24 protein-coding genes, 1 tRNA gene, 1 other RNA gene and 1 pseudogene are annotated in these 23,894 nt (G+C 68.7%); 14 read left to right on the top strand and 13 right to left on the bottom strand.

Features of this window, described 5'->3' with window-relative positions; all coding sequences use genetic code 11:
* Positions 1-90: 90 nt before the first annotated feature.
* From EV385_RS20225 to EV385_RS20215, 3 genes are read left to right on the top strand one after another with little or no spacing between them, the layout of a single operon-like run.
* The gene (locus EV385_RS20225) at positions 91-1,971 is read left to right on the top strand and encodes a putative Ig domain-containing protein (protein ID WP_130510877.1); all 1,881 of its coding nucleotides are present in this window, start codon (positions 91-93) and stop codon (positions 1,969-1,971) included.
* Positions 1,971-2,693 carry a prepilin-type N-terminal cleavage/methylation domain-containing protein gene (locus EV385_RS20220; protein ID WP_165449536.1) on the top strand — a complete coding sequence of 241 codons (723 nt, stop codon included), beginning with the start codon at positions 1,971-1,973 and terminating at the stop codon, positions 2,691-2,693. The genes EV385_RS20225 and EV385_RS20220 overlap by 1 nt, the downstream gene beginning before the upstream one ends.
* Positions 2,690-4,315, top strand: coding sequence for an RICIN domain-containing protein (locus EV385_RS20215; protein WP_165449535.1), 1,626 nt, complete (start codon positions 2,690-2,692; stop codon positions 4,313-4,315). Before EV385_RS20220 ends, EV385_RS20215 begins: the two co-directional genes overlap by 4 nt.
* A gap of 99 nt (positions 4,316-4,414) precedes the next feature.
* Here EV385_RS20215 and EV385_RS20210 read toward each other — a convergent pair whose 3' ends face one another.
* The 3 genes and pseudogenes from EV385_RS20210 to EV385_RS20200 all read right to left on the bottom strand — a co-directional run bounded on the left by EV385_RS20210 (position 4,415) and on the right by EV385_RS20200 (position 6,830).
* The gene (locus EV385_RS20210) at positions 4,415-5,362 is read right to left on the bottom strand and encodes a hypothetical protein (protein ID WP_130510874.1); all 948 of its coding nucleotides are present in this window, start codon (positions 5,360-5,362) and stop codon (positions 4,415-4,417) included.
* A gap of 199 nt (positions 5,363-5,561) precedes the next feature.
* Positions 5,562-6,516, bottom strand: a pseudogene (locus tag EV385_RS20205) (alcohol dehydrogenase catalytic domain-containing protein).
* A complete protein-coding gene (locus EV385_RS20200; RefSeq protein ID WP_242624970.1) occupies positions 6,513-6,830 on the bottom strand; it encodes an SRPBCC family protein in 318 nt (105 codons plus the stop codon). Before EV385_RS20200 ends, EV385_RS20205 begins: the two are co-directional and overlap by 4 nt.
* 192 nt (positions 6,831-7,022) lie before the next feature.
* Between EV385_RS20200 and EV385_RS20195 the strand changes: the two genes are divergently transcribed.
* A complete protein-coding gene (locus tag EV385_RS20195) occupies positions 7,023-7,562 on the top strand; it encodes a hypothetical protein (protein ID WP_130510873.1) in 540 nt (179 codons plus the stop codon).
* Between the two features lie 15 nt (positions 7,563-7,577).
* Here EV385_RS20195 and EV385_RS20190 read toward each other — a convergent pair whose 3' ends face one another.
* Together EV385_RS20190 and EV385_RS20185 are read right to left on the bottom strand one after the other, a co-directional pair.
* Positions 7,578-8,624 (bottom strand): hypothetical protein, encoded by a 1,047-nt coding sequence (locus tag EV385_RS20190; RefSeq protein ID WP_130510872.1) that lies wholly within the window; start codon positions 8,622-8,624, stop codon positions 7,578-7,580.
* Positions 8,624-8,971, bottom strand: coding sequence for a PadR family transcriptional regulator (locus EV385_RS20185; protein WP_130510871.1), 348 nt, complete (start codon positions 8,969-8,971; stop codon positions 8,624-8,626). The genes EV385_RS20190 and EV385_RS20185 overlap by 1 nt, the downstream gene beginning before the upstream one ends.
* Positions 8,972-9,059: 88 nt before the next feature.
* On the opposite strand from EV385_RS20185, the gene EV385_RS20180 reads away from it, so the two are divergent.
* Both EV385_RS20180 and EV385_RS20175 read left to right on the top strand, forming a co-directional pair.
* Positions 9,060-10,415 (top strand): acyltransferase family protein, encoded by a 1,356-nt coding sequence (locus EV385_RS20180; protein ID WP_130510870.1) that lies wholly within the window; start codon positions 9,060-9,062, stop codon positions 10,413-10,415.
* Between the two features lie 44 nt (positions 10,416-10,459).
* Positions 10,460-11,089 carry a hypothetical protein gene (locus tag EV385_RS20175; protein ID WP_130510869.1) on the top strand — a complete coding sequence of 210 codons (630 nt, stop codon included), beginning with the start codon at positions 10,460-10,462 and terminating at the stop codon, positions 11,087-11,089.
* A 96-nt stretch (positions 11,090-11,185) separates the two neighbouring features.
* On the opposite strand, the gene EV385_RS20170 is transcribed toward EV385_RS20175, so the two are convergent.
* Positions 11,186-11,617, bottom strand: coding sequence for a hypothetical protein (locus EV385_RS20170; protein WP_130510868.1), 432 nt, complete (start codon positions 11,615-11,617; stop codon positions 11,186-11,188).
* Between the two features lie 285 nt (positions 11,618-11,902).
* Between EV385_RS20170 and EV385_RS20165 the strand changes: the two genes are divergently transcribed.
* From EV385_RS20165 to EV385_RS20155, 3 genes are all read left to right on the top strand, one after another.
* Entirely contained in the window at positions 11,903-12,379 is a 477-nt protein-coding gene (locus EV385_RS20165) for a hypothetical protein (protein WP_130510867.1), read from the top strand.
* Between the two features lie 587 nt (positions 12,380-12,966).
* Complete coding sequence (locus EV385_RS20160; protein ID WP_130510866.1) at positions 12,967-13,215, top strand: GntR family transcriptional regulator; 249 nt, start codon at positions 12,967-12,969, stop codon at positions 13,213-13,215.
* A gap of 739 nt (positions 13,216-13,954) precedes the next feature.
* The gene (locus EV385_RS20155) at positions 13,955-15,256 is read left to right on the top strand and encodes an EAL domain-containing protein (RefSeq protein ID WP_130510865.1); all 1,302 of its coding nucleotides are present in this window, start codon (positions 13,955-13,957) and stop codon (positions 15,254-15,256) included.
* 135 nt (positions 15,257-15,391) lie between these two features.
* Here the strand turns inward: EV385_RS20155 and EV385_RS20150 are convergent, their stop codons facing one another.
* Positions 15,392-15,922, bottom strand: a complete 531-nt coding sequence (locus tag EV385_RS20150) for a hypothetical protein (protein ID WP_130510864.1) — start codon at positions 15,920-15,922, stop codon at positions 15,392-15,394.
* Positions 15,923-16,007: 85 nt separating this feature from the next.
* Here EV385_RS20150 and EV385_RS20145 point away from each other — a divergent pair, with 85 nt between their 5' ends.
* The 4 genes from EV385_RS20145 to EV385_RS34375 all read left to right on the top strand — a co-directional run bounded on the left by EV385_RS20145 (position 16,008) and on the right by EV385_RS34375 (position 18,791).
* Positions 16,008-16,307, top strand: coding sequence for a hypothetical protein (locus EV385_RS20145; RefSeq protein WP_130510863.1), 300 nt, complete (start codon positions 16,008-16,010; stop codon positions 16,305-16,307).
* Between the two features lie 33 nt (positions 16,308-16,340).
* Complete coding sequence (locus tag EV385_RS20140; protein ID WP_130510862.1) at positions 16,341-17,063, top strand: hypothetical protein; 723 nt, start codon at positions 16,341-16,343, stop codon at positions 17,061-17,063.
* A 4-nt stretch (positions 17,064-17,067) separates the two neighbouring features.
* Complete coding sequence (locus EV385_RS20135) at positions 17,068-17,400, top strand: hypothetical protein (protein WP_130510861.1); 333 nt, start codon at positions 17,068-17,070, stop codon at positions 17,398-17,400.
* A gap of 1,070 nt (positions 17,401-18,470) precedes the next feature.
* On the top strand, positions 18,471-18,791 hold the full coding sequence (locus tag EV385_RS34375; protein ID WP_207229881.1) for a site-specific integrase: 321 nt from the start codon (positions 18,471-18,473) through the stop codon (positions 18,789-18,791).
* A 73-nt stretch (positions 18,792-18,864) separates the two neighbouring features.
* Here EV385_RS34375 and EV385_RS20125 read toward each other — a convergent pair.
* Positions 18,865-18,937, bottom strand: a tRNA-Ala gene (locus EV385_RS20125).
* 84 nt (positions 18,938-19,021) lie between these two features.
* Positions 19,022-19,579, bottom strand: a complete 558-nt coding sequence (locus EV385_RS20120) for a YqgE/AlgH family protein (protein WP_130510860.1) — start codon at positions 19,577-19,579, stop codon at positions 19,022-19,024.
* 158 nt (positions 19,580-19,737) lie between these two features.
* On the opposite strand from EV385_RS20120, the gene EV385_RS20115 reads away from it, so the two are divergent.
* A complete protein-coding gene (locus EV385_RS20115) occupies positions 19,738-20,550 on the top strand; it encodes an S-methyl-5'-thioadenosine phosphorylase (protein WP_130510859.1) in 813 nt (270 codons plus the stop codon).
* 106 nt (positions 20,551-20,656) lie between these two features.
* Here the strand turns inward: EV385_RS20115 and ssrA are convergent.
* The 4 genes from ssrA to ftsX form a co-directional block, all read right to left on the bottom strand.
* Positions 20,657-21,038, bottom strand: a transfer-messenger RNA (tmRNA) gene (gene ssrA / locus EV385_RS20110).
* Positions 21,039-21,141: 103 nt separating this feature from the next.
* The gene (smpB, locus tag EV385_RS20105; RefSeq protein ID WP_130510858.1) at positions 21,142-21,618 is read right to left on the bottom strand and encodes an SsrA-binding protein SmpB; all 477 of its coding nucleotides are present in this window, start codon (positions 21,616-21,618) and stop codon (positions 21,142-21,144) included.
* A 69-nt stretch (positions 21,619-21,687) separates the two neighbouring features.
* Positions 21,688-22,953: a M23 family metallopeptidase gene (locus tag EV385_RS35735; protein ID WP_278044997.1), complete on the bottom strand. Its 1,266-nt coding sequence runs from the start codon at positions 22,951-22,953 to the stop codon at positions 21,688-21,690.
* A gap of 53 nt (positions 22,954-23,006) precedes the next feature.
* Positions 23,007-23,882, bottom strand: coding sequence for a permease-like cell division protein FtsX (gene ftsX / locus EV385_RS20095; protein WP_130510857.1), 876 nt, complete (start codon positions 23,880-23,882; stop codon positions 23,007-23,009).
* Positions 23,883-23,894 lie beyond the last annotated feature (12 nt).

The following is a 23,894-nucleotide window of genomic DNA, read 5'->3' as shown; positions in this document are numbered from 1 at the left end:
GTACGCGCCGGTTCGTGGCACCAGTGCGCCGGCAACCGACCTGCCACGAGGCGACAACCAAAAACTCTCACCTTCGCGCCCGGCCGGTCGATGAGGTCGCGTGGAATGTCGGGCCGGCGCGCGGCCCCGCGTCCACCAGAAGGGAGCGGTATGTCCGCCGGTCGAGCACGCGCCAGCACACGGTTGCGGGCGTTTCTCGTGCGCCAGTGGTCAGGCCGTCCGACGTCGCCGTCCTCCGGTGACCGGGGCTTCACGCTCGTCGAAGTGCTGGTAGCGCTCTCGGTGATCGGCATGGTGATGTCCGCGACCGCCCCGTTCCTGGTCCAGTCCGTCATCCTGACCAACCGGCTGCGGACCGAGCAGTCCGCGAAGCTGATCGCCGTCGACGCCGTCGAGCGGGTCCGTGCGGTGAAGCCCGATGACTTGACGAACGGGCGGGCGCCGGCCCCTGCGGCCAGCCAAGGGCACTGGACGGTGGATCCGTCCCCCACCTGCACCGTGTCCGGCAACACAATCCCGTGCGGGAGGTCAACCAAGCTGGCCGCCGAACTGAACGCCACGTGGGTCTTCTCCCCGTCGGTGGGCGCGACGACCCTGACCGTGCCCGCCACTCCGGTCGAGGCGAGCCGCAACGGTGTGAAGTACTACCAGCGATGGTTCGTGGGCCAATGCTGGCAGCAGTGGTCCGGCGGAGGCGCCAGCGCGGTGTCGACCTGCACCCCCACGCCGCCCACGCTCGCCGCCAATGCCGTCGAGTACGTCCGGGTCATCGTGTCGGTGACCTGGGACGCGCCCGGCTGCCGCAAGCCCGCGAAACCGGGGGACCCTTCGTCGGCCGTGCCCGTCTGTGAATTCGTGACATCGACGCTGATCAGTGCCAAGGAAGACGCGAGCTTCGCGGCCAACCCCAAGCCGCTCACGCTGGACGCGCTGGCGAACCAGGAGGTGTACGTCGGCGACGTCGTCAACCTCCGGATCGTCAGCCGTGGCGGGATGTCGCCACTGACCTGGGCCCTGTCCTCCACCTCCGCCCCTCTGCCGGCCGGCCTGACGCTGTCGTCCTCCGGCGCGATCGTCGGCACCCCGACCGCGCCGACCCCAGCGAGGACCATCACCGTGACCGCAACCGACAAGTCGCTCCCCGCGGTGTCGAAGAGCATCACCTTCACTTTGACGGTCATCGGCCCGCCGAAGCTCGTGAAGCCCGCCGACCAGGTGACCATGCTGGGAACTCCCGTGACGTTGGCCATCTCGGCAACCGACGGAAAGGCACCCCTCAACTTGACCATCACCGGCCTGCCGCTCGGCCTGACGCCGAACTCCGGAGTCATCTCCGGCACCCCGACCGCGGTGCAGGACGCCACCGACGTCAAGGTCGAGGTCACCGACGCGAACGGCAAGACGGCGACCGTGACGTTCAAGTGGACCATCGCGGCCCCGCTGCCGGTGAGCGGCCCGACCTCGCCGCCGCTGACCATCGACACCCCGATCACCCCATTCACCATGACCACCTCCGGTGGCACGGCGCCCTACACCTGGGCGGCGACCGACCTGCCGCCCGGCTTGTCGATCAACCCGGCCACCGGGGAGGTGACCGGCACCCCGACCACCGGCACCCGGTACATCACGACGGTGCGCGTCACCGACAGCCGCGGCGTCACAGGCTCGGCGACGCTCGTCCTGACCGTCAGCAGCCGAACGTCCAGTGACATGGAGATCACCACGCCGAGCGCGGCGTCCCCGGACCAGGACACCGCGGTGAACACCTCGGTCTCGCTGACTGCCACGGCCGTGGGCGACTCCAGCGGGCAGACGTGGACCGCCAGAAATCTGCCCACCGGTCTGACGATGACGAGCGCCGGAGTCATATCCGGCAAGCCCACGACCAAGGGCACCTCCGTGGTCACGCTCACCGTGACGACCCAGTCGAAACGTACAGCCGTCACGATGTTCATCTGGACAGTGCGATGATGCGCCGGCTGTCCCGCGCGCTGCGGCCGCGGCGCGACGACGCGGGCATCACTCTCATCGAGATGCTGATCGCGATGGGCCTCATGTCCATCGTCATGGCTGTCGCCACCAGCGGCATGGTGCAGGTGTTCCGCGTCAACTCCGCGACGGAGACCCAGGCCGTGGGCCAGTCGCAGCTGAACATCGCGACCCAGCGCCTGACTGAGCAGGTGCGCTACGCGTCCTGGGTCGGCAACGCTTACCCGGTCGCCGAAGCGAGGTACATCAACTTCGCCCTGCCGCAGGCCAAGGTCGTGGGCGGGGTCCCGTCCCAGACGGTCACGCTCTACTGCGTGCGGCTACGTGTCCACCTGGACGCGCAGCCGGCAAACGGCCGGGACGGTAGAGGGATTCTCCAATCCAACAAGTGGGAACAGGGCAAACCCACCACTACTGCCACTGGTTGGCGGACGTTGGCTTCCAACATCGACACCGCCTACCCGACCGGTGAACCGTTCGAGTTCAAACCACGAAGTTCCACCCCCGTCTTCGCCGGTTCCACCACCACCACAGCGAACGCCGACCTGCTACGGATCCGGCTGACGGTGCGGTTGGCGCGTGCGGGCTCGAAGGAGGACATGGTCGCCTCGACGGACACGACCTACACCGCGGCGAACACCATCACGGCAAGCACAGAAACCGTTACCAACAGCAAGAAATGCGAAACGGAAAACCCGACATGAGGTACGTACCCTGGAAAGCGCCGCGCAGCGGGGACGCCGATCGCGGTTCGATGCCCTTGGCCATTCTCCTGACGACGGTGGCCCTGGCCGGGAGCGCCGCGATGGTGCCATACGTGGTGCGTCAGGCCGACGAAAACCGCAATGTCACCCGGGAGACGGAGACCCTGGACGTCGCTCAGACCGGCCTGGATGTGGCACTCGCCCAGGTCCGCGCGGCCAAAGATGGCGACGACGCGGGTTTCCTCGACGCCCTGCCGTGCTCGGTCGACGGGCCGAAGACACTGAATCCAGTGAATCCGGTAGACGCCTCCGGGAACCCGAACTACTACGTGCCGTACCAGGTGAAGATCGTCTACTACCAGGCGCAGGATCCGGAGACCGGCGCCTTGAGCGGCCCGCTGGCCTGCCCGCTGACCAAGATCCCGGCCGCCGCCACCTTCACGGTGATCGGCAGTAACGTTCCTGGGGCGCCGCTCGTGCAGGGTGGGAAGGACACGCGCACGTTCCGGTCGACGTACACGTTCAAGACATCGGACGCGAAGGTCGTCGGCGGCGCCATCCGCCTCGACCAGCCCACGAGTCCGGGGCTGTGCCTGGACTCCGGTGGCACGCTGATCAATCCGATCCCGGCGGTGGGCGCGGCGGTCAAGATGGAGAACTGCACCCCGGCAAACGTGGTGCCGGGCTCCGCGCAGGATCGCGGCCCTATGCAGCGATTCCAGTACACCCGGGAGCTCAACATCAAACTCGCCGGTTCGGAGTCGTCGACGGCACCGGACGGCCTGTGCCTCGACGCGCCGGTGAGTCCGGCCCGGAAATCGGGCGACGCAGTGAAGTTCCAGCCCTGCCTGGGCCGCAATCCGCGCCAGCAGTGGAGTCTGGACAACAGCTCCAACTTCCGCGGCACCACGGACGGCGTCAATCTGGATAGCACCTGCCTGAACCTGAAGACCGCCGGCAAGGCCGGCGATCCGATCGTCCTCGGCTCCTGTGGCGGCGGAGCCAACCAACGCGTGTTCCGGCCGGAGGCCAAGGTGGGCGCCGGCATGGCGGAGCTGGACCCGGTGACGGGGCTGGTTCCCACCAACCAACTGGTGAACTATCAGCAGTTCAGCCGCTGCCTCGACGTCACGAACCATGACGTCAACATGTCGTACATGATCGCGTGGTACTGCAAGCAGGCGCCGGACGGCAGCGTGTCCTGGAACCAGCGGTGGACCACTCCGGCGCCGTCGACCTCCGCGGTGAACCCGACAGTGGACCGCATCCGCACGACCGGCAGCGGCAGCCCCGGCGTCTGCCTGCGCAGCCCACGCTCCACCGTCGCGACCAAGTACGTGACCACGGTGTCGTGCGCCGCGACAGGCACGCTGACCGACGCCAGCCTGAAATGGATCGTGTACGGCGCCACGGGCGTCGACAAGACCAGGTACACCATCGTCGACGTCGACGGCAATTGCCTCACGCCCACTGACCTGACCGTGGCGAGCCCCGACACCCATGGGGACGGCACGGCCAAGGTCAAGGTCGCCGTCTGCGACGGCAGCGATCTACAGAAATGGAACGCGCCCGCGAGCTTCAAAGACAAGACGGGCCTTTCCGACACCGTCGAGGTTCGTTGAGCGCATTGATCTGCGGTCTGTGCAACCGTTCCGGCAGATGAATTGCAGAAATAGCCAAGTGCGGCCCGCCGAAACCTGGCGGGCCGCACTTGCATTTGTTCAGTCCTGGTTGCTGACCGCGCCGTTGTCCCCGGCGTTCTCGCCCGCACCCTTGTCGGCAGCACCCGCATCGTTCCCGGCCGCGTTGCCATTCTTGTGCGCACCCGCGTTGCCGTTGTCATTGGCGTCGGCCTGGTCGTTCGCGTCGGCCTGGTCGTTCGCGTTGCCCTGGTCGTTCGCGTTGCCGTTGTCCGCGGCGTCCTGGCCCGCCGCCGCCTTGGCGTCGGCAAGGTCGAGGCAGGCCTTCAGCAGCGCCTGCTGAGCCGCGGTGACCTCGGCGTCCGCGGCCTGCTGACCGGCCGCACCCTGGTTCGCAGCCCCGGCACCGTTGTTCCGGTCGGCGGCATCACCCTCAGCCGCACCGTTGCCACGCGCCGCCCCGTTGCCCTGGGCCGCACCGGCCGCGCCGTTGCCCTGCCCATTGGCCGCACCGCGTCCGGCGCCCTTGGCGGCAGCGCGCGCCTTGGCCGCTGCCGCGCGGGCCTGCTTGGCCTGCATGGCGCGCATAGCCTTCGCCGCACGCTTCGCCTGCTTGGCATTGTCGGCCGCGGCCGCACCCTGCTGACCAGCCGCGTTGTCCTGCCCGGCCGCCGCGTCGTCCCTGCCCGCCGCCTGGTCCGCAGCACCCTGGTCGGCCGCGAACGTGTCGCACGCCGTCTCCAGCGCCGCGGCCGACAGCGCCGCCTGGTCGTTGGCGTTCTGCTGCGCCGGGGCCAGCTTCTCCCCGTCGCAGATGACGTCATTGCCGTTGACCTGCAGCTGGGCGCACTTCGAGACGTCGAACTGCTGCCCGTTGACGGAGATGACCCCGTCCGCCTTCGTGGTGTTCTCGCCAGCCGACGCGAACTGCACGCCGGTCACCCCGCCGACCACCAGCACGCCTGCGAAGACTGCGGCGCCGATCAGCCTGCGGTTGTTACCGGAACCTCGTCGCTGTCGCAGTCTCATCACCACTCCTCGTTCGTTGAACCGTCGATGTCTGTCACGCACCAGTACGGAGCGGCACGCGCCGACGGTTCAATTTCCGGGAGAATGAGCCCGCATTTCGCCGTATCGGGAAATTGCGTGCGCCGCGTCACCGTTCGGCGACGCGGCGCAGCGAAACCCGCGCTCCACAATGGCTATTCGGCAGCGACGTACCGGATGATCATTGTGCGGGCCAGGGCATGAGCACGACCTTTTCGCAGTCGTCCTGCTTCTTCTTGAAGATCTCGTACCCGTGCGCCGCCTCGTCGAACGCAAGGGTGTGCGTGATGATCCGGGTCGGGTCCAACTCCCCGCGCTCGATGCGCTCCAGCAACGGCCGCAGATACCGGTGCACATGACACTGGCCGGTGCGCAACGTGAGCCCCCGGTTCATCCACGCCCCGGCCGGGAACTTGTCGAGGAATCCGCCGTAGACACCGACGACGGAGACGATGCCGCCGCTGCGGCACGACAGGATGGCCTGGCGCAGCGCGTGCGGCCGTCACGTGGGCGGCGCCGAGCACCCGGGCACTGTCCATGGTGAACTGCCCGACCGGGCCGCAGCCCCACACCGCCACCACATCGGAGGGCTGGATGTCACACATCTCGGCACCCATGTACCCGGTGGGCAGGATGTCGGGCAGGAACAGGACCTGCTCGTCGGCGAGGTCCGACTCGATCTTGATCGGACCGACGTCCGCGAACGGAACCCGCGCGTACTGCGCCTGCCCGCCGGCGAATCCGCCGGTCAGGTGGGAGTAGCCGAAGATCCCGGCGACCGGGTGGCCGAACATCTTCTCCGCGATGCCCGCGTTCGGGTTGCTGTTCTCGCAGCACGAGTACAGCTCGTTGGCGCATGCCGCGCACGCGCCGCAGGCGATCGGGAAGGGCACCACGACGCGGTCGCCGACGCGCAGCCGGCCGGGGCCGACCTCGACGACCTCACCCATGAATTCGTGGCCCAGGACGTCGCCGTCCCGCAGGGTCGGCACGTACCCGTCCACGAGGTGCAGGTCGGAGCCGCAGATGGCGGTCGAGGTGATCTTCACGATGGCGTCCCGGCGGTTCAGGATGCTGGGCTCCGGCACGTCCCGGACCTCGACCTTGTTGCACCCGGCCCAGGTGGTCGCCCTCATGCGATCTCCCCCTCGGCCAGTTCGTCGGGGGACATCGGCCGCGCGAGCCGCTGCGGGAACTCCCCGCGCGCCCGCTTGCCGTACGGCGCGCCGTCCGAGCGCACCGCCTCGCCGGTCTCCAGTACCTGCTTGAACCGGCGCAGGTCGTCGTCCAGCTGCTGGTGCGGCTCCTCGCCGAAGTACTTGGCCACCGCCTTGCCCAGCTCCCCGCCGGGGATCTCGTACTCCAGCCGCACGTACACCTCGGTGCACACCGGGTCGGGGGCCGGCTGGAATCGGACCACCCCGGTGTTCGGTACGTCCGCCTCGCCCACGGACCGCCGCCGAGGCGGTCAGCGTGGCGGCGAATATGTCCGACCGTGTGTCCGCCGTTCCGAGATCTGGGACACGAGATCCGCGGCGGGCGGTGTGACGCACGAAACCTACGAACCCTCGCGCATCGGCCGAACTTCCGGATGTCAGCCACACACGGCAGGGCCAAGCACGGTACGGAAGGGGCAGGACTTATGCGGAAGTCGCGGGGGATCGCGAGCGTGCTGATGGCCGTACTCGGCGTCGTGATGGCCGGGGCGGGCCCGGTGCTGGCGCTGCAGGGCGTGCAGGCCCAGCGCGAGGTGCGGCACGAGCTGGCCGCCCAGAAGATCGCGTTCCCGACCGACCAGGCCAAGCTTCCGGACGCCCTGAAGAGGTACGCCGGGGAGAAGGTCACCACGGGCGGCGAAGCCAAGGCGTACGCCGAGTTCATCTCGGCGCAGGTGGCGCAGGCCACCGGCGGTAGGACGTACCAGGAACTGTCCGCGCAGCCCGCCGCGGGTGGCCAGCTCACTCAGGCCCAGCAGACCGCCCTCATGGGCGAGGCGCTGCGCGGCTCGCTGCTGAGCGCCAACCAGGCGGAGAATCTGAGCTGGCTGCTGATCGGCCTGGGCGTGCTGCTGACGGCGATCGGCGCGGTGTTCGCTCTGACCGGCTTCAGCATGCGGCCGCCGCGGATCGTGGTGCCGGACTCCCCTGAGGCTCTGGAGAGCCTGCACCTGCGCCTGCGCTGAGGTGCGACGCGGCGGCTAGTCGGTCGCGGTGCGGGCCCCCCGCGCCGCGATCACGACCACCGCGGCGAGGGCGACCAGCCCGATCGCGGTTCCGGCCGGGACCAGGTACGCCGGAAGCTCCGCACTGGGACTGGACTCGATGTACGCGTTGGGCGCACCGCTGTCGTACCCCAGGACCTGGTAGAGCTTGCAATACAGTGCGAATACGGGCGCGGCCGCGGCGACGGTGGCCGTCACGCCGAGCATCGCCACTGTTGTCCGGTGGGCTCGGCCGGCTTGCCGGACCCGGGTCGTGAGCGCGGCCACCAGCAGCCATCCGGCCAGCGCGCCGGTCAGCAGCCCGGCGACCGTGCAGGGCACGACGGCGGCGGTGTCGACCGCCCACACGTCGAAGCGGGCGTCCGTACGCACGTCGACGCCGTACAGCACGCCGTCGAGGGCGCTCTGGCTGAAGCCCGTCAGCTTCAGCCCGTCCTTCGTCGCCCTGAACATGATCGACCTCTGCGGGACCACGACAGCGGGGCCCAACAGCTCTGCCTCGGCGCTGGTCACTTCCCGTGTTTCGGTGAACTGGACGATCCGCCAGCCCGCGCTGGTCAGGGCAGCTCGGACCCGGTCGCCCGGGTAGGGCGCGGGAGTCAGCGCCCTCGAGGCCACGACGGGTCCGTTCATCGCCGTCTCCCAGGGGAAGACGTCCGCCTGCGCCGGGGTCGCACCGAGCATGTCGACGGTCAGGGTGCGGATCTGATCGCCGGACGGCACGGAGGTGGCCGTTCGCCAGCCCAGCCACGTACCGCCCGCGCTGCCGACCGCGCCCAGCGCGATCGCGGCCAGCACCGCGGCCAGCACGGCGAACGGCCGCCGGACCGGCAGCCGGAACCGTTGCCGGATGCCACATGCCACCAGGTGCAGCCGCTGCGCGAGGGTCGGTTCGTACCCGGACTCGGCCATGTCCATCAGCGTCGTGAAGATCTCGACGCCATGCCGGCGGCGATAGGGACCTGGATACGCCCAGAGCAGCCGGCGGAAACGCCGTTCGGCACGGGCCTGGGCGGCGTTCATCAGGCCATCCCGGGCTGAGCGGGTCCGAGGGCAGGCCCACCGGCTGGGCGCCGCAGCCGGGCCTCCGCCGCGTCGGCGTTGCGGCGCAGCCGGGCCACCTGCGCGGCGAGCGCGGCGGCACCGCTGTCGGTGAGCCGGTAGTACCGGCGCAGCCGGCCGTCGATGGCCTCCTCCCGGTCGACCTCGACGAGGCCCTGCTCGGCGAGGCGGTCCAGGGCGCCGTAGAGCGTGCCCGGACGCAGGACGACGTCACCGTTCGACAGGGTCTCGACGGCACGGATCACGCCGTAGCCGTGGGCCGGTTCGGCCGCCAGCGCCGTCAAGATCAAGAACGTGGGTTCCTGCATGAGCGGGAACGCTACAGCCGCGGTTATATAACGTCAATCGTAGTAGTCAGTTTGACGTTATATACCGGGTGACGTATCTTCCCCGACCATGTCAGCTCCCCTGGCACCCGCCTCATTGATCCTCACCGCGCTGACCCGCGGCCCGCTGCCCGGCTACGCGGTGATCCGCGAGGTCGCGGCCGTCTCGGACGGTGAGGTCAAGCTCCGACCCGGCACGCTGCACGGAGTCCTGGACCGCCTGGCCGAACGACGGCTCGTGGAGATCGACCGGGAGGAGGCCGTCGGCGGCCGGCTCCGACGCCACTACCGGCTCACCGCCACCGGCCGGGCAGCGGCACCGGCGAGCCCGTCGACCGGTGCGCCACCCCGGCTCGCCGCCCTGGACGGCCTGCGGCTGCTCGCCGCGCTCGCGGTCGCGGTCCATCACTACACCGCGTACTGGGCGCTCGACGGCGTCCACACGCCTGCGTACTTCCTGCCCGACGCCAGCCGCATCACCATCTACGGCTTCCTCGGCGTGGAGCTGTTCTTCATGATCAGTGGGTTCGCGATCTGCATGAGCAGTTGGGGGCGGACACTGCGGTCCTTCTTCGCGTCCCGCGCGAGCCGCCTCTACCCGGCGTACTGGACCTGCGTCATCATCACCGTCGCGGTCACCACGCTGCTGCCCATCAGCGGCCACATACCGCAACGCGTACCACTGTCCTGGACCGACATCGGCGTCAACCTCACCATGGTGCAGGAGCCGCTCGGGGTGCCCGCTGTGGACAACGTCTACTGGACCCTCTGGGCGGAACTGCGGTTCTACCTGCTGTTCGCGGTCGTCGTGGCGTGGGGCGTCACGTACCAGCGGACGGTCGTGTTCCTGATGTCCTGGATGCTGGCCGCCTGCGCCGCCACGTCGCTCGACGTACCACTGCTGAAGGCGATCACCGTTGGGGAGTTCGCGGGGTACTTCATCGCCGGTGTCGCCATCTACCTGATGCACCGCTTCGGGCCGACACCATTGCTGTGGCTGATCGTCGGCCTGTCCTGGTGGGTGAATCTGCACCGCCTCAAGGAACGGGTCGGCCCGCACGGCTTCGACATTCCGCTGCGGCCCGCGATCCTTATCGTGACCCTCGGGTACGCGATCCTGCTGCTGATCGCCCTCACCGGTCGGGGCCGCCCCGCCTGGCGCTGGTTGACGCTGGCCGGAGCACTGACGTACCCGTTCTATCTGCTCCACCAGCGGATCGGATACACCGTCATCCGCTACGGGTACGAGCTGACCAGCCTGCCCGTCGGCGTCCTGATCAGCGTGACGGTCGCCCTCATGCTGGTCCCCGCCTGGCTGGTCCACCGGTACGTCGAGCGTCCCCTCGGTCCCCGGATGCGCGCCGCGCTGCGACGGGCGTGCGAGCCCCGCGCCCGAGGAGGCGACCCGCACGGTGCCGACCGCTGAACAAAGCCGTCCCAGGAGCCGTTCCGGTCGGTCACGATTGTTGGATGGCGAAGGTAAGCGGGGCAGCGCTGGTCGCGGCAGTGCTTCTGGTTACCGCCTGCGACGCGCCTCGGGCCCGCGACACGGCCGGCCCGGCCGCTCCCCCCGCTCCGGCGCCGCCCGCCACCCCGGCCGCATCCAGCGCGGCGAGCAGCTGTGCCGGTGGCCGGGTCAGCGTCGGTCCGACGCGGCGGCGCACGGTCATCCTCGCGCTGGCCCCGGCGGTCACGATCACCTCGCCAAAGGGGGGCAAGCTGGACCCAGGATCGCTGCGGGACGTGCGCCAGTACCGAGCGCAGGTCGTCGCACAGAAGCCCGTGCCGCAGGACAAGGTCTACCGCGCGTTCGTCCAACGGTGGGACGACCCCGCCGCGATGCCGGCACTTGGCGAGGTGGCCCCGGTCAACCACTCCCCCGGCGATTCGGCCGTGGTGAACCGCCCAGGCCGCTACGTCCAGTACGAAGGGGTCCAGGCCGTGGAAGCGGCGTTCTCCTATACCTGCGGCAAGGCGACGGTACGGGGCACCGCCTCCTCCTGGATCGGCCCCATCTCAGGGGTTCTCGGATGCGACAGCACCGATCGACCGCCTGATGTGGCCTCGTACAAGGACGTCATCGCCGCCTGCCGCGAATAGTTCGGCCGGTGGCTCCAGCGCCCGTTCAACGCAGGCGAGCTCGTTCGTCGACGAAGCGAGTGCTTCTCGCGCGACGTATGACGGCTGCGCGTCGGATCAGGCGAGCGGCGTCGCCCCGGCACGGGCCCGACACCGCACCAGATACGCGAGTGCGAAGCCGATGGTCACCGTGAGCAGCACCAGCAGGGGGCCGGTGGCGCGGCTGAGCTGCACCCACAGCGGCAGCTCGGAGTCGCTGATGGCGGCGCCCAGTTCGTTGTCGTGGAACAGGCCGGTTGCGGCTGCCGTCCACCAGCGCGGTGCGTGCTCGCGCGGTGCGGCGTGTGGGCTGAACCCGACCAGAACAAAGCTCACCGTGGCAGCGTGCAGCGCGACCAGTCCGCCCACGGCGCTGGTCACGATCGCCGGGATCCTCGACATGCCCGCCGTCATGATCATGGTGAGGACCAGCACGGCGCCGCCGGCAAGAAACCCCACTGCGGATTCGGCCAGCCGGTCGGTGGCCACGCCGATCAGCAGCGCCACCATGCCCACCACCGGGAGTACGACGGCGAGTACGCGCCGTGGCCTGGCCTGCCTGCGGCTCACGAGAACGCCCAGCAACACTCCGATCACCGCCAGTGCCACGTGGAACGACAGGCCGACCAACGCCTCTTCGATTCTCGTCGACGACATTCGACTGCCCTTCCCTTTGCCCAGGTCAGCGGATGGATCATGAAAACACACAGGTCGCGGCCGCGTCAGCCCTCGGCGGCCGCCCCGTTCACGCCAGCCACGGCGGTGGCCTTGTCCCGGTGAGGTAGACATGGCGCGGTGAACCTGTCGTTCAAGTTCGCGCTGATTGAGGTGCTAGAAGGCCCGTCGGCTGAGTTCAGCCTCGGCCACCTGGTCGTGCGGGGCAGCGCAGGCACCGCCGACTCGACTGAGCGCGGGCCATCGGGGGCCATGGTGGTGTCTCTGAGCGTGGTCGACCTTCTCTACAGTGCGCAGTTGCTGATCGCCAATCACCGTCGACTGGCCCGGGGCGTTGAGGATCGCTACGAGTTCATCGGCGCTGACAGCTCGTTCCAGCTGGTGCTCACGCAGGCACGAGGACAGGTCGCGGTACACCACGGACGCGTCGAAATCGCGTCGCTGCCCCTCGCGGAGTTCGCCTCCGTCTGCGAACGGGACCTGTGCGGCTTCGAGGAAAGCCTGCTGGCAACGGGCGCGATGGGCACGGCTGCCGGAGATCTGCGGGCCGCCGTTGCCGACTTCCGTCGTGTCGTTGCCGAGACACAGGTCTCGTAGCCGTACACGGCCTGACGGGCCGCTGCGCTGATTCGACGATCGCTCCCGGTAATACCGTTCGCGGCGTCGCCTACGCCCGCGTCCCGCCGACGCTGCCGGGCGGGCCGGTCGACGGCATGGAGGACTCCATCGGTGATCGAGGCCGCTTCCGTCAACCCGGCTGATCCGACTGTCAGATTCTTGCCGCGTGTGGGGACCCCAGAGCCGTTGCCGCTCATCCCCGACCGGTACTGCGGACAGCTTCCGCCCAGGCGTCGACCTCATCGCCGTCCCAGATAGGGCCTTGATGCAACTCCGCTGCGGGCTCCGGGAAGCCCTCAACTGCCCAGATCCGCATACCGACTTCGTGACTGCCGTAGAACCTGGGGCGCGCTTCGACTTCGTTCACACCGGGCTCTTTGTTGCTCTTCATGTTCCTCCCCTCTCAACCAGCGGTTGCCCGACGGGCCGGATGGACCAGCGGCCAAGCGACCGTCCCGCGACCTAGAATGTAGTCATCTTGTTCCTGCTTGTCTACCTTAGCGTCGCTACGTATCGCCTTGTAGCTGCCGATAGGTAGACGTGATCGCCGCTCTAACGTCGCCTTCATGAGCAAGTCCGCGCGCTCCCTCCGCCACGACGGGCCGGTGGCGGTCTACGTCCAGATCGCGGACTACATCGAGGCGGACATCAAGGCAGGCACGCTCCAACCTCACGACCGCATCCCCACCGAAGGCGACATGCACGCCGAATGGGGCGTGGCTCGCACGACCGCGCGCCGAGCGGTCGCACTTCTGCGCGAACGCGGCTTGGTATACACCGTGGAGAAGCGCGGCACTTTTGTCTCCCCGCCATAGCGCTTCCTCGCGGTGTCGGTGCAAGGGTTGCGATGGCAGAGGCAGGTTCGCCAGACCTGCAGAGGCCGGGGACTTGAAGCACTACAAGCGACAGTGACAACGGCCGGTTCCGCGATACACATCCGCCACCGACCGGGATCATGCGATCTCCGCGGCGCTCGACGACTTGATCGAGGAGGCACGAAGCAAGATCACGGACCCTAGTGGCACGTTAGTGGCACGCGAGGCCAGTTAGCCGTAGGAATGACGAACGCCCTGGCTTCGGGATCACGGTCCCGAAGCCGGGGCGTCTGTCGATCTCATCAAGGGTAGAGCTGAGGGGACTCGAACTCCTGAACCCCCACACTGCCAGGGGGCACTCGGCCAAGATCGCTGAGCTGCGACGCGCTGACCAGAGCGAACGTAGGTCAACTTCCCGTGATTCCCCGCGACTCCCCTTCTGCACCCGCCCATCTGGCAGGTTGTCGGCGTTGCCCGGGGTCACTCATCCTCCTACAGCGGACGCCGGTGGGTACTCATCCACGCTTCCACGTCCTGGGCGAGCCATAACTTGCCGGTGGCCCGGTCGGGGCGCCCCCGCCGTGGCTCTCCCGGCGAAGGGTCGACTCGGGGTCGACTCCTGTGCGAGACGTCACATGCCCGCGCCGCGAGGTCAGGCGGGCCGTGCCGATAGAGAGAGTTGCCAGCGGCCGGGTGGCCCAGGCGTGACCCTGATCTGCAGGAGGGGCGGAAGACCGTCATGACAGTGCTGTTCCGGCGCGAGACGTCGCTGCCCTCCCCGGTCGCCGCCATGGCTGGGCGGATGGGGACACCGCGGCCAACCGACGGCGCGACGATCGAGAAGATCGTGGAGCAGCGGCTGTTGACCGCCGAGTTCCAGCCCCTGGTCAGCCTGGGTACGCGGCACGTGGTCGGCTTCGAGGCCCTCGCCCGGGGCCCGGCGGATACCCAGTTCGCCTCGCCCGCCGCGATGTTGACCGCTGCGGCGACCAAGGAACTGCTCACCGAACTCGACATGGTCGCCCGCGCGGTCGCCGCGGACGTCGTCCTCAAGGCGGACCTGCCCGAGGAGACGATGCTGTTCGTCAACGCCCTGCCCCAAGGGCTGCTCGCCGACGCACCCGACGACCTTGCCGACGTGCTGCGCAGAGCCCTCCGCCGGTACCGGATCGTCACTGAGATCGACGAGGCGGTGCTCACCGGCGACCCGCTCATGGCGCTGGCCGCAGCCAACCGGGTCCGCGCCCTCGGCGTACGGGTGGCCATCGACAACTTCGGCGCGAGCACCGACGCGCTGGCATTGCTGCCGCTGTTAGCACCTGACGTGATCAAGCTCGACATGGGTCTGCTCGCCCATGCCCCCAATGCCCACGCCGCGATGGTGCTGGACGCCGTCTACAGCTACCGGCAGGCCACCGGCGCGCTGGTCGTCGCCCAAGGCGTCGAACACGACCATCAACTGCCGTTCGCCGCTGGTCTGGGTGCCCGGCTCGGGCAGGGCTACCTGTTCGGCGCGGCCGCGACCGTACCCCAGTTGTCCGGCGAAGGCGTCGACAGCATCACCCTGCCGGCGCCGGTCGCGCTCCAAGACGACGACCCCGAAGCGCTCGTTCTGCCCGGGGAGGAGATCACCGCACCGGGATCGCTGGTGCGGGAACTCGCCGCGCGTTTGGAGCGCACCGCCACGAACAGCGAAATTCCGGCCGCGACAGCCATCGTCTGTCCGGACGGCCGGTTCCCTTCCGGGGTGCCGCTCACCGCCGCGAACCAGCTCGCCCGCAACAGCGCGATGACCCTCCTGCTCGCCCCCCACGCGGAGCTGCGCCCGATCCGGCGCGCGCACATGGCGTCCCTGCCGAACGGCGACCCGCTGTTCAAGCACACCGTCATCGCGATACTCACCCCGTCCGCCGCCGCGGCCCTGGTCGCCACGGCCGACCCGAACACCGAGGACACCTACACCTACCGGTTCAGCCGAGACCCCGAGGTGGCCACTAGGCTGCTCCACCACCTGCTCAAACGCGCCGCACACGACGCATAGGCCCCCCAGCCAGCAGCCACGGTTGCGGGTCGCGCTTCCTCATGTCACCGACCACGACCACCGAAGATCAGGTCATACCGATACACCCGTTTGAGTTAGGAGTTCTTAAGCCGGCCGACACGCCGTAGCGTGCCCTCAACCGGCGAAATGCCGGGCGAACTCCGGGTGCGGGTGGGTGACCCGTACGGCGGTACCGTCGGGTGCGGCCTGGGTGTGGGTCAGTTTGGGCAGCCCGGCGTAGCTGAACGGCCACGGCGAGGCAACGATCGCGACGAATCCGAGGAAGAACGGGATCGCTAGTACCTTCGAGCCGCCCTCGACGGAGGCTTGAGCGGCGCCCGCAGCGATCATCGCCACAAGGCCGCCGAAAAACAGGAACGCCGCCACGGCCAAGCCGATGTGACGCCGCCGCAGGCAGCGGGCGCACAGCGGCCAGTCCTGCACCTTGACGAACTTCACATGACCCAGATACTCGCCGGCTCGGTCCAGGGCCGTGTATCCGGGCACGAGGAGCCGGCGGGCACGCGACACCTTTGGGCGCGATTTCACGACGAAGTCGACGCGCTGCGCCTGGGCCAGGCCGTGCTGGACGCAGACCTCGGGCAGCCGGGGGTGCGTGGCCAGCCAGTCAGCCGGAAGGTCAAGCTCGGCGGGTGCTGGCGACACGGGACCTCCTGTGCTCAAGCTCGCCGCTACGATGGCAAGCCGCTGCCTCGCAGCGTAGCTACTGTCTTCAGACACGGGGGAATCGATGTCCTTCAGCGCCGACGACGAAGCCATCCGACGCTTCGGGGAAACTCTGGCCGGGTTGACCGACGACGCGAGCCGCGCCGACGGCTACGCCAGGGATGCGCTAAGCATCGGCTACAACGACGGCCGCATGTTCTTCACCGTGGTCGAGACCGCCACCACCGTCCGGGAAACCCTCACCGCCCAGTACAAACAACTGGCAAAGCTGATCGATGCCTCCGCCATCGAGATCGACAAGACGGCCAACAGTTACCGCGACACCGACCAGGCCTCCGCTGCCCGCCTCGACGCGACCTACTGACCGTCGCGTCCATCCGACAGGAAGGCTTGCACCGTGACCGCTGCACCCGCTGGCGCCCTGACCCCGCCGGTTGCCGTCGCGCCCGTTCCCGACTTGGTCAACAACATCCTCGGCGGCAAGCAGTACATCAGCCCGTCGTACTGGGTCGGCTGGGCGATGGAGAAGCTGTTCGGGCTCAACCCCTGGGGGTGGATCGCCGAGCAGTTCGCCGGCGACTGGAACGCCGCCGCCGAAGCCAGCGACGCCCTCAACAAGCTTGCCGAGTTCAACCGGCGCTACTCCGCCATCCTCGACGAAGCCACCGTCGCGCTCGTCCCCGGCCAGTGGGACGGCCAGGCCGCCGAGCAGGCCCGCACCTACTTCCTCCAACTGGCCACTACGCTGGAGCAACAGGTCGAAGCCCTCGAAGCCGTCGCCGGGCAGTTCCGCACGCTGGCCGCCGGTATGCAAGAGATGGCCGAATCTCTTAAGAGTCTCTGCCAGGACCTGGGTGATCTGCTCATCGTGATCGGCATCAGCGCTGCCGCCACCGCCGCGACCAGTTGGACGGGCGTGGGCGCCGTCATCGGCGGTTCCGCTACCGCCGTCGAGATCGCCCAAGCCATCCGGCTCTGGTACTTAGTCCTCGACGCCCACGACGCCGCCTGGGCCGCCGTGCAAGGATTCACCGGAATCTGCGCCGGCTACCTCGGAGCCCTGCACGGCATGGAAAACCACGCCCTGCCCGGTACCGCCTACGACCATCCCGGAGTCTGACACCGTGACGCAGCCGCCCGACCAGGAACCCGTCCTCGACGTTGCCCACGGCAACAGAGCGCTCTCTCGCTATCTGCTGCGCTCGCTTGAGATCCTGCGCGAGCAGAGCGACAACCAAGACTTCCGCAGCCTCGTCGACGACGTCCTCGCCGGCCGCGCCAGCCTGCGCGACGTCTACAACACCCCAGCCTTCGCCGCCGGCATCGACCCCGGCGTCCGCCAATTCGCTGAACGCTGGGAGGAGCTAAGCCAGGAAGAACGCGACCGTATGGCCGAGGAAGGGCAAGCCGCTTTCGACGCCGAGAACGACCGCATCGCACAGGAGTCGTCGACCTAAGCGGGGTGGAGGACCTCTTCCGTCAAAGAGATCAACAACGCGGATGACCTTGGCCCTTATGGTGCTTGAACTGCGCATACCTGTCCGCGTACGTCCACAGAAGTCCGCTGCTGCGCGACCCCGTACGCTCCCGGGCTGGCTCCCACCAACCCTCGCAGGGAGCCGGCCTGGATCATCGCCACCACACGAAGAGCGTCTCGCTTGATCTCCGTCAACGTGCTTCGACCGGCCACCGTCCGTCAATCACCGCTGCCCGCTCGGCGCACTTCCGGCAGCTACTCTGACCGGGACACCAGAGGTGTCGATGCACCGCAACCTTGTCCTCCGGTATGCCGCACAGCGTCGCTTCGGCGCTGAATGCATGTTCACGGAGGTCGCTCTCATCGCGCAATAGGCATGCGGCCCAACGCTCATACACGGGGCGGTAACGCAACGAGGCGAAAGCGCCGTCCTGCTCGAGGATCCACGCATGGCACCAGAGACAATGCCTGCGGCCCTCGTCCAGGCGGCGAAGTTCGGGACGTTGGCAGACTGGGCAAGCAGGTTGGAGGTCATCCACAGCCGCAACCTACCGAGTCGCCGCCACCGCGACCCACGACGTACCGCAGGCCGCGTTGTGGACCGTGTGCTGCTGTTACCTGGCGGCCCGACGTATTCCGCAATGCACGCCAGCCGACGGGCGTTGGCATGCCCGCCCGGCCATCCCCGGCCGGGCGGGCATGACGCCCTGGTCGGCGGCGTTGGCGGCCCGTTTCGGGCGCATTTACCAGGTCTTCGCTATCGCTGAGAGCATCCAGCCGCGATATTGGCTGATGATCCTCTTCGCCGCTACGCGCAGCTACGGTTCGGGGAGCTGGTCGCGCTGCGCCGCGACAACATCAACCTCACCAAGATGGAACTGCGGATACGGCTCGCCACCGCCGAGATGCAGGACGGCACCCAGGCCGACGGCGACCCGAAATCAGAGGCGGACAAGCGGCCCATCAGCCTCCGGTCTGCGCGGCGACATCGAGACACACCTGGAGCACTACGCCCAGCCCGGCCGCGATGGCCGCCTCTTCATCGGACCGATGGGCGGCATCCCCCGGCGGCGCAACTTCAACCGCGTGTGGCGGGCAGCGGTCAAGCGGGCAGGCGTCCCGGACGAGACCGACCTTCACCTTCACGATCTACGGCATACAGGGAGCACCTGGTCGGCGCACAGCGGCGCGACGCTCAAGGAGTTGATGGCCCGGATCGGTCACTCCAGCACGCGCGCCGCGATGATCTACCAGCACGCCACACGAGACCGGGATCACGCGATCGCGGCGGCACTGGACGACTTGATCGAGGAGGCACGAAGCAAGATCACGGACCCTAGTGGCACGTTAGTGGCACGCGAGGCCGGTTAACCGCCGGAACGACGAACGCCCTGGCTCCGGGATCATGGTCCCGACCAGGGCGTTTGCCTGTCATATCAAGGGGTGGAGCTGAGGGGACTCGAACCCCTGACCCCCACACTGCCAGTGTGGTGCGCTACCAGCTGCGCCACAGCCCCTTGCGGAACCCGGTCACCCGGGCACTCACGGAATAGTACACACCCCGGCGGACCACCCCCGCGCAGGGCCCCGGTTCGGGCGCGTCAGTTCAGGGAGACGTCCGGCGGGAAATGGGCGACCGCGGCCAGGATGTCGCCCTGCCTCCGCAGCACCATCGCCCACAGGTCGTCCGGCCGGCTCACGAACGGATCGCCCGGCAGCGCGTCGAACACGAACCACGACCCGGAGGAGATCTCACTCTCCAACTGACCCGCCGACCAGCCCGAGTATCCGGCGAAGACCCGGATCCCGGCCAGACTCTCGCGCAGCCGCTCCGGATCGATCGAGAGGTCGACCGTGCCCAGCGCCCCGGACACCTGATGGAAACCGGACACCCGCTTCGTCACCTCCGGGCGGGTGCGGGCGAGGCAGATGGCGGACTCGGGCTGCACCGGGCCGCCCTCGAACAGCACCGGCGGTTCACCCGCCAGTTCGCCCCAGCCGCCGAGCACGTCGGCCACGGGCACCTCGGTCGCGCGGTTGAGGACCACGCCGAGGGCGCCACCGGCTTCGTGCGCGACAAGCAGGACCACCGTACGGTCGAAATTGGGATCTTTGAGCGTGGGCGTCGCGACCAGCAACTGACCGGTCATCGACTCCATCGACCGGCCTCCGATCCGCTGTTCCTCGCTATGCACGGCACCCCCGTTGCCCGCGGCGGTACGCCGGGCGCGGGATCGCCCGGGCCGTGACCGTGGAAGCAGTCAACGCCATGCATCGCACATTAGCCTGCGTCTCAGGCCACCGATAAGGTCTGGACATGACCGAGGCATCTTTGGTGGCAGACGTCGGGGTGATCGGCGGGTCCGGGCTGTACGCCCTTCTGGACGACGCGACCGAGCACGAGGTGTCCACGCCGTACGGGTCGCCCTCGGACAAGATCACCGTGGCGGAGGTCGGCGGGCGCCGGGTCGCGTTCCTGCCCCGGCACGGCCGCGACCACCGGTTCCCGCCGCACAAGATCCCCTATCGGGCCAATCTGTGGGCCCTGAGGTCAATGGGCGTACGCCAGATCATCGCGCCGTGCGCGGTGGGTGGGCTGCGGCCTGAGCTGGGGCCGGGCACGTTCGTCGTGCCGGATCAGTTGATCGACCGGACCAGCGGCCGGGAGCAGACGTACTACGACACCGGGGCGGTGCACGTGTCGTTCGCGGACCCGTACTGCCCGCAGGGGCGGCGGGCCGTGCTGGCGGCCGGTGCGCGGCAGGGCATCGAGGCGGTGGACGGCGGCACGGTGGTGGTCGTACAGGGGCCGCGGTTCTCCACCCGGGCCGAGTCGCGCTGGTTCTCGGCGATCGGCGGCACGATCGTCAACATGACGGCCCACCCGGAGGCGGTGCTCGCCCGGGAGCTGGCGCTGTGCTACTCGTCGATCGCGCTCGTCACCGACCTGGACGCCGGGGTGGAGGGCGACCACGGCGTGACCATGGAGGAGGTCTTCTCGGTCTTCTCGGCGAACACGGCCCGCCTGCGTGACGTGCTGCTGGAGGCGGTCGCGACGCTGCCCACGGAGCGGACCTGCGCGTGCGCGGGCACCCTGGACGGCATCAAGCTGCCCTTCGACCTGCCGTAGGCGGCACCCGCTCGACGTACTGATAGCGGTCACGAGGTGTCAGGTGTCCTGAACTTCAGACAGATGTGGCGCCGACCTTCTGGTCGGCGCCACATTCATGATCTTGCAGTGGAGGTGCCGGGAATCGAACCCGGGTCCTTCGTTGCTTTGTCAGGGCTTCTCCGAGCGCAGCTCACTATGCCTCTACTCGGCCCCACCAATCACGTGAGCAAGTTGGTGTGACGGGCCCAGTCGCAGATTGATCTCGCCGCACGGACCCCGCGACCGGGTCCGATTGGCCAGCCTCCTAGCTGATGCCGGTGACTGGGACGGAGGCGCTCCCAGACCGACAGACCACGCTACTTGCCTCAGGCGGCGAGAGCGTACTGGTCAGCGGCAACCTTTTCGTTGGCGCTTATTGTTTTCCGACGACCGATTCTCGAGACGACGTCGGCTTCCTCGGCTCGCTTCCCCTGTCTCCACGTACGAAGTCGAAACCAGTCACCCCCTAGTCGCGCCGCACAGGTGTGCGGACGTACTAGCCTAACGTCTCCCGGCTCGCGGGTCATTCCGGTATCACCGCGCCACGCGTGTGGCGCCGTTCACGCCGGGTCAGTCCATGCCCTTGCTGCGGCGGCCCATGGCCCGGGTGATCTCACGCTGGGCGTCCCGGGCGGCCATGTCCTGCCGCTTGTCGTAGCTCTTCTTGCCCTTGGCCAGGCCGAGCTCGACCTTCGCGTACCCGTTGTGGAAGTAGACCGACAGCGGCACGAGGGTCAGGCCGCTCTCCCGCAGCTTCCCGATCATCTTGTTGATCTCGTCGCGGTTGAGCAGCAGCTTGCGCACCCGGCGCGGCTCGTGGTTCGTCCAGGTGCCCTGGGTGTACTCGGGGATGTGCATCCCGTGCAGGAAGATCTCGCCGTTGCTCTCGTGGCCGAACGCGTCCACGAGCGAGGCCCGCCCGGCGCGCAGCGACTTGACCTCGGTGCCAGTGAGGGCCATCCCGGCCTCGTACGTGTCGAGGATGGCGTAGTCGTGGCGAGCCTTGCGGTTCGAGGCCACGACCTTGCGCCCCTGCTCGCGTGGCATGACCGACGACCCCCTGAGAAGCAAAGAAAAGGCCGGCGCGGACCGCACCGGGCCTGTCCATGCTACCGCTCAGCAGAGACAGCCCGGCAGGTAGCGCAGCGGGTTTCGCGGTACGCCGCCGATGCGGGTCTCGAAGTGCAGATGCGCGCCGGTGGACGCGCCGGTGCTGCCGACCCGGCCGATGACTTCGCCACGGCTGACGTACTGGCCGGGGTGCACTCCGATCCTGGACTGGTGGCCGTAGCAGGTGGTGAAGCCCGCGCCCTGGAGCCGGCCATGGCTGATGCAGGTGTAGTTGCCGTATCCGCCGTACCAGCCGGCCTGGATGACCCGGCCCGCGGCGGCGGCCCGGATCGGGGTGCCGCTGTCGGCGGCGAAGTCCGTGCCGGCGTGCAACTGCCACACGTGGAACCACGGGTCGTAGCGCCAGCCGAAGTCGCTGGACTTCCAGGCGCCGCGAACGGGCATCAGCAGTTGCCCGCCGACGTACACCCCGCGGATGGCGTCGGGGCCGTTCTGGGCGCGGCGCAGGGCCTCCCGGATGCGCTGTTCCTGCACCTTGGCCTCGCGGTAGCGCTCCAGGACGGCGGCGCGCTGCGCCCGGGCGGCCCGGAACGCGGTACGCCGGTACTGGGTCAGCCGGACCACGGCCACCCGGGCCTGCTCGGCCCTGACCTGCGCCGTACGGGCGCTGGCGAGCTTGTCGGCGGCGGCGCGGGCGGCCTCGTCGGCGACGCGCCGGGCGAGCCCGGCCCGGTCCTGCTCGCTGCGGACGTCGCGCCGGGCCTCGACCAGGGCGTCGACCTCGTCCTGCTGCTTGGCCATGACCTGGCCGACCAGGCTCATCCGGTCCAGGAGGTCCTGCGGCCCGGTGGCGCTGATCAGCACGTTCACGCCGGTGAAGCCCGCGCCCATGTAGGTGGCGGTGGCGATCTCGTCGACCCGTTCGCGGCCCTGCTCGACCCGGCGTTCGGCGGCGGCGAAGCGATCGGCGGCCACCCGGTACGCGGCGCGGGTGGCGTCGGCGCGGCGGCGGGCGGTGTTGGCCACGGTCTGCGTGGCGGCCACCGCGCCCCGGGCCGTGGCGACCCGGCGCTGGGCGGCGGGCAGGGCGGCCGTGGCGACCGTGAGGCGGCGGGCGGCGGACCGGGCGGCCGTGGTGGCGTTCTCCAGTACGGCCTCGGCCCGCTGGACGGCCCGGGTGGCGCGCCGCAGGTCGTCCTTGCTATCGGCCGCCGCGGGGGCCGGTCCGGCCAGGCCGAGCCCGGCCGTGGTGAGCACGGCCAGGCAGGCGCCGAGCAGCGCGGACCGGCTACGTCGCGGGAGACCCCTCACGAGGGGTCACCATATACTGACTAATCGCAACAAAGGTGCGTACGCGGCCCTTGTCAGACCTTCAGGTAGAAGCGGAGCGTCACCCACGCGGTGACCGCGCTGACCCCGGCCCCGACCGCCGCCAGCAGCGGCAACATCAGCATGACGTTGCCGGTGGGTACGGGGGTGAGGATCTTCGTCAGCGCCTGCAGCTGCCCGTCGAGCAGCACCAGCTTTCCGACGAACAGCGCCACGAAGCCGAAGATCGCGCCGATCAGGCCGGCCACCACCGCCTCCAGCACGAACGGCGCCTGGATGAACCAGTTGGACGCGCCGACCAGCTTCATGACGGCCACCTCGCGACGTTTGCTGTACGCGGCCACCTGGATCGTGTTGCCCACCAGCAACAGCGCGGCCAGCGCCATCACGGCGGCCGTCACGAGGGACATCAGCTGGATCGAGTTGAAGATCTTGAACACCTTGTCGAGCAGCTGCCGCTGGTCGACGATGTCCTGGATGCCCTGCTGGCTCTGGATCTGATCCGCGAAGGTCTTGTACTCCTCCGGGTTCTTCAGCTTGACCCGGAACGACTCGGGCAGGCTGTCCGGGGTCACCGACTTGACGAAGTCCGGCGAATCCTGCCAGAGCACCTTGAACTTCTCGAACGCCTGCTGACGGCTCTCGTACTCCTTGCTGAGCACCAGCGGGTTGTTGTCGATCGCCTGGTTGATGGCCGTCCGCTGCGCGTCGGTGACATCCTTCTTCAGGAAGATCGAGACCTGGATCTCCCCGTAGTAGTACTTCTTCATCTGGTCGACCTGCATGTACATCAGCACGCTGGCGCCGAGCATGGTCAGCGACACCGACATGGTGATGATCATGGCGACCGTCATCGTGACGTTTCGCCACAGGCCCACGAGGACCTCGTTGAGGACGTACTTCAGGCGCATCGGGGGGTTCCT

The sequence above is a fragment of the Krasilnikovia cinnamomea genome, from assembly GCF_004217545.1.
Taxonomy (GTDB): domain Bacteria; phylum Actinomycetota; class Actinomycetes; order Mycobacteriales; family Micromonosporaceae; genus Actinoplanes; species Actinoplanes cinnamomeus.
The sequence above is the reverse complement of the archived record's forward strand: the minus strand, read 5'-3'. Positions and strand labels throughout refer to the sequence as shown.

Excerpts from the sequence above, each read along its gene's own strand:
- EV385_RS20225 (WP_130510877.1), top strand. The coding sequence starts at position 91 with ATGAGGTCGCGTGGAATGTCGGGCCGGCGCGCGGCCCCGCGTCCACCA.
- EV385_RS20220 (WP_165449536.1), top strand. The coding sequence starts at position 1,971 with ATGCGCCGGCTGTCCCGCGCGCTGCGGCCGCGGCGCGACGACGCGGGC.
- EV385_RS20215 (WP_165449535.1), top strand. The coding sequence starts at position 2,690 with ATGAGGTACGTACCCTGGAAAGCGCCGCGCAGCGGGGACGCCGATCGC.
- EV385_RS20210 (WP_130510874.1), bottom strand. The coding sequence starts at position 5,362 with ATGAGACTGCGACAGCGACGAGGTTCCGGTAACAACCGCAGGCTGATC.
- EV385_RS20195 (WP_130510873.1), top strand. The coding sequence starts at position 7,023 with ATGCGGAAGTCGCGGGGGATCGCGAGCGTGCTGATGGCCGTACTCGGC.
- EV385_RS20190 (WP_130510872.1), bottom strand. The coding sequence starts at position 8,624 with ATGAACGCCGCCCAGGCCCGTGCCGAACGGCGTTTCCGCCGGCTGCTC.
- EV385_RS20185 (WP_130510871.1), bottom strand. The coding sequence starts at position 8,971 with ATGCAGGAACCCACGTTCTTGATCTTGACGGCGCTGGCGGCCGAACCG.
- EV385_RS20180 (WP_130510870.1), top strand. The coding sequence starts at position 9,060 with ATGTCAGCTCCCCTGGCACCCGCCTCATTGATCCTCACCGCGCTGACC.
- EV385_RS20175 (WP_130510869.1), top strand. The coding sequence starts at position 10,460 with ATGGCGAAGGTAAGCGGGGCAGCGCTGGTCGCGGCAGTGCTTCTGGTT.
- EV385_RS20170 (WP_130510868.1), bottom strand. The coding sequence starts at position 11,617 with ATGGTGGCGCTGCTGATCGGCGTGGCCACCGACCGGCTGGCCGAATCC.
- EV385_RS20160 (WP_130510866.1), top strand. The coding sequence starts at position 12,967 with ATGAGCAAGTCCGCGCGCTCCCTCCGCCACGACGGGCCGGTGGCGGTC.
- EV385_RS20155 (WP_130510865.1), top strand. The coding sequence starts at position 13,955 with ATGACAGTGCTGTTCCGGCGCGAGACGTCGCTGCCCTCCCCGGTCGCC.
- EV385_RS20145 (WP_130510863.1), top strand. The coding sequence starts at position 16,008 with ATGTCCTTCAGCGCCGACGACGAAGCCATCCGACGCTTCGGGGAAACT.
- EV385_RS34375 (WP_207229881.1), top strand. The coding sequence starts at position 18,471 with ATGGGCGGCATCCCCCGGCGGCGCAACTTCAACCGCGTGTGGCGGGCA.
- EV385_RS20120 (WP_130510860.1), bottom strand. The coding sequence starts at position 19,579 with ATGGAGTCGATGACCGGTCAGTTGCTGGTCGCGACGCCCACGCTCAAA.
- EV385_RS20115 (WP_130510859.1), top strand. The coding sequence starts at position 19,738 with ATGACCGAGGCATCTTTGGTGGCAGACGTCGGGGTGATCGGCGGGTCC.
- smpB (WP_130510858.1), bottom strand. The coding sequence starts at position 21,618 with ATGCCACGCGAGCAGGGGCGCAAGGTCGTGGCCTCGAACCGCAAGGCT.
- ftsX (WP_130510857.1), bottom strand. The coding sequence starts at position 23,882 with ATGCGCCTGAAGTACGTCCTCAACGAGGTCCTCGTGGGCCTGTGGCGA.